Here is a 3322-nt window from a genome sequence, read left to right as displayed (position 1 = left end):
TCCCCCTCGGCGGCCCGCCGCACGTGCTCCAGGCGGCGCGCCTCGATGTCGGCCCGCTCGCTGCCGGGCAGGAGGCGGGCGAGCTCACCGGCGTGCGGGGTCAGGATCGTGTGGGCGGAGCGCTCGCGCAGAGTCCGCGCCAGCGGCGTCCCGCCGTCGCCGCTGAGCAGGGTCAGCGCGTCGGCGTCGATCAGCAGGGGGCAGTCGCTCTCCAGGACCGCGTGCAGCTCGTCGGCGTTGGCCGGGTGCGTGCCCCGGCCGGGGCCGATGACGACGGCGGCGGCGCGCCCGGGGTCGAGGCGGGTGCTGGACCGGGGGTCGAGGTCGACGGCGACCGCCTCCGGCCAATGCCCGAGCACCTGGGCGACAGCAGCGCTCGCGCCCCCGTACCGCACCATCCCCACCCCCGTGCGCAGAGCCCCGCCCACGGTCAGGACGGCGGCGCCCCGGTAGTGCTCGGAGCCCGCGCGAACGGCGAGCAGCCCCCGGCGGTACTTGTCGGACTCCGCTCCCGGCCTCGGCAGGAGAGCGGCGACGTCCCCGAGTCCCGGTTGGACCAGCTCGGGTCCGCCCAGTTCGGGAACGAGGCCGATGTCGACCAGGTGTACCCGCCCGGCCCGGTCGGCGCCCGGGTCGACGCACAGCCCCGGTTTGAGGGTGCCGAAGGTGACGGTGACGTCGGCGCGCACCGCGTGGCCGGGCACCTCTCCGGTGTCGGCGTCCACCCCGCTGGGCAGGTCGACGGCGACGACGGGGGCGGGGGCGTTCTCAGCGAGCACGGCCAGCGTCACGTACGGTTCGCGCAGCCCGCCGCGTCCGCCGATCCCCAACAGCCCGTCGACGACGAGGTCGGCGTCGAACAGTTCCTCCCCGTCACCCGGTTCGCTCTCGAAGCCGCGCACCCTGCCGCCCGCCGCACGCAGGGCCGCCAGTCCGCCCTCGTGGGCGCGCGGCCCGGCGAGCAGGGCGCGCACGGCCGCTCCGCGCGCGGCCAGGGCGGCGCCCGCGTAGAGCGCGTCGCCCCCGTTGTCCCCGGTGCCGACCAGCAGCACCACACGCGCCCCGTACACACGGGGCAGCATCCGGGCGCACTCCACGGCGAGCCCGGTCGCGGCACGGCGCATGAGCGCGCCCTCGGGAAGGCGGGCCATGAGTGCGCGCTCGGCCTCGCGGACGGCGCTGACGGGATGTGCGGACCGCACGGGGGTCACCTCCTGGTGTGGATCGCCCTCCGGGGCACGGTTCCCCGAGGAGGGCGGGATCGTCCCCATCGTGCCGCACGGGGGACCCGGTGCGCCGCCTCCGCCACACCGTGGCCGTCCCCGGAACGGTCCGGGGCCGCCCCCGCGCACGAGGTCACTCGACGTCGGCGATGATCGATTCCCCTCCCATCCCGTACAACTCGCTGAACTCCACCTGGGCGATGGTGACCTCGCCCTCGGCGGCGAGCTGTCCCGAGGCCCTGTTCCCGGGCCGCACCGTCACCATGCCGAAGGAGTCGATGTCGGCGGTGTAGTTGTCCATCGCGCTCACGGTCAGACCGTCGTCCAGGATCAGGGTGAAGTACATGGGGTTGATGTCGATCGACTCGTCGGAGTTGTTGACGATCTCGACGTCCACCACCGTGTAGACGGTGCTGTCCAGGATGTCGTCCGCGGTGCCCGCGTTCGTGGCCGTCATGACGATGTCGCCGTCGCCCTCCGCGGCCTCCTCCGACTCTCCCGCGTCGGGTTCCGCGGCGTCCTCGGTGTCGGGTTCCGCCGCGCTCTGCCCCTGCCCCTGGTCGGCCTGGTCCGTCTGGCCGGGCTGCTGGGTCGACGCGGTGTCGCCACCGCCGTCACCGGTGACGGCGTTCACGATCGCGATGAGGAGCACCACGATGATGACGAACGCGAGAATGAAGCCGGAGCTGAGGGCGATCCTGCCTCCGATGGACATGCCCCGCTTGGCCGGTCGGCCGGACGGGGGGTCGTACTGGGGGTTGGGCGGGTACTCGGGATAGGACATGGGAGCGCTCCGGTGTGGGGGCTTGGGGCGTGAACAGGCGGCGGAGCGGGTGTGCCGCGCTGGGCCGCGCACCCTGGGGAGAATGGTGCCGACAAGGACGATATCCAACACGGCGTCAGAGCGTCACCACCCGGCTCCCCGGGCCCGCACCCGCCGCCTCGGCGGCCCTCCGTCGGTTCCGGGGGCCGGTCCGATGCGGTCACGGGCGAGTACTACGCTGTGTCGTTGACGGCGGTCCGCTGACATGGGCGGACGCCAGGAAGCGAGCGTGAGCGGAGGCGCCGTGGTCGACTGGCTGACCATGACGATTCAGATGGCGTCGCTGGCGATGGCCGGCTGGTGCCTCGTCTCGACCTTCCGCGACCGACCCATGATGGTCCCGCACCTGGTCGGTATGGGCGCCCTGTGGCTCCTGGTGATCGGGCAGGCCGTCGTCTCGGCCGTGGCGATGGTCGGCGGTGAGCGCCCCGCCGAGACGGCGATGTTCGTGTCCTACCTGGCCACCGTGGTGCTCCTGCCGCCCGCGTGCGCCGTGTGGGGCTTCATGGAGCGCAGCAAGTGGGGCCCGGCCGTCATCGCCTTCGCCTGCCTGGTGCTCCCGGTGCTCCTGGTCCGCCTCGAACAGCTCTGGAACCCCGTTGTCTGACACCGCCGCGTCCTCCGACAGAACCCTGCGCACCGGACCCGGGCGGCTCCTGGTCGCGGTGTACTCCGTGTTCGCCCTGGCCGCCACCGCGCGCGGTTCCTACCAACTGGCCACGAGGTTCGACGAGGCCCCGCTGGCGTACGGCCTGTCGGTAGCCGCCGGGGCGGTCTACCTGGTCGCCGCCGTCTGCCTGGCCCGGGCCGACCGCACCTCCCGCACGGTCGCGCTGGTCTCGTGCGGCGTCGAGCTGGCCGGTGTGCTCTTCGTCGGCGCGCTCAGCGTGTTCGTCCCGGGTCTGCTGCCCGACGACACCGTGTGGTCGCGGTTCGGCTCCGGCTACGGGTTCGTCCCCCTGGTCCTGCCCGTCCTGGGCCTGTGGTGGATCCTGCGCGTGCACCGCATGGACCGCCGCTGACCCGGTCGGGATTCCCGCGAGGCGCCCGTGTGTGGCCCCCCGCCACGATCTAGGCTGGCGGCCATGTCCGAACCCTTGACCCTCCCCGTGGCCGTGTCCGCCGACTGGCTCAGCGACCACCGCGACGACGTGGTCGTCGTCGACTCCCGCTGGTACCTCGACGGCCGCTCCGGGCACGAGGCCTACCTCTCCGGCCACCTGCCCGGCGCCGTGTTCACCGACGTCGACACCGACCTGGCCGCTCCGGCCAGCCC

General features: G+C 73.5%; 4 protein-coding genes and 1 pseudogene. 3 read left to right on the top strand and 2 right to left on the bottom strand.

Annotated elements, in window-relative coordinates:
* Positions 1-1202: NAD(P)H-hydrate epimerase (locus D471_RS0110735; protein WP_026127601.1), on the bottom strand; the 1202-nt coding region annotated here is incomplete at its 3' end.
* A gap of 154 nt (positions 1203-1356) precedes the next feature.
* On the bottom strand, positions 1357-2007 hold the full coding sequence (locus tag D471_RS0110730) for a DUF4352 domain-containing protein (protein ID WP_017598622.1): 651 nt from the start codon (positions 2005-2007) through the stop codon (positions 1357-1359).
* A 283-nt stretch (positions 2008-2290) separates the two neighbouring features.
* On the opposite strand from D471_RS0110730, the gene D471_RS0110725 reads away from it, so the two are divergent.
* The 3 genes and pseudogenes from D471_RS0110725 to D471_RS33805 form a co-directional block, all read left to right on the top strand.
* Complete coding sequence (locus D471_RS0110725) at positions 2291-2653, top strand: hypothetical protein (RefSeq protein WP_026127599.1); 363 nt, start codon at positions 2291-2293, stop codon at positions 2651-2653.
* Positions 2646-3068, top strand: a complete 423-nt coding sequence (locus tag D471_RS0110720) for a hypothetical protein (RefSeq protein WP_017598620.1) — start codon at positions 2646-2648, stop codon at positions 3066-3068. The genes D471_RS0110725 and D471_RS0110720 overlap by 8 nt, the downstream gene beginning before the upstream one ends.
* A gap of 63 nt (positions 3069-3131) precedes the next feature.
* Positions 3132-3322 (top strand): annotated as a pseudogene (locus tag D471_RS33805) (sulfurtransferase); the annotation flags it as partial.

It is taken from the genome of Nocardiopsis lucentensis DSM 44048 (assembly GCF_000341125.1).
GTDB classification, from domain to species: Bacteria; Actinomycetota; Actinomycetes; order Streptosporangiales; family Streptosporangiaceae; genus Nocardiopsis; species Nocardiopsis lucentensis.
Note: the sequence above shows the minus strand (reverse complement) of the source record. Positions and strands in the feature narration are given on the sequence as shown.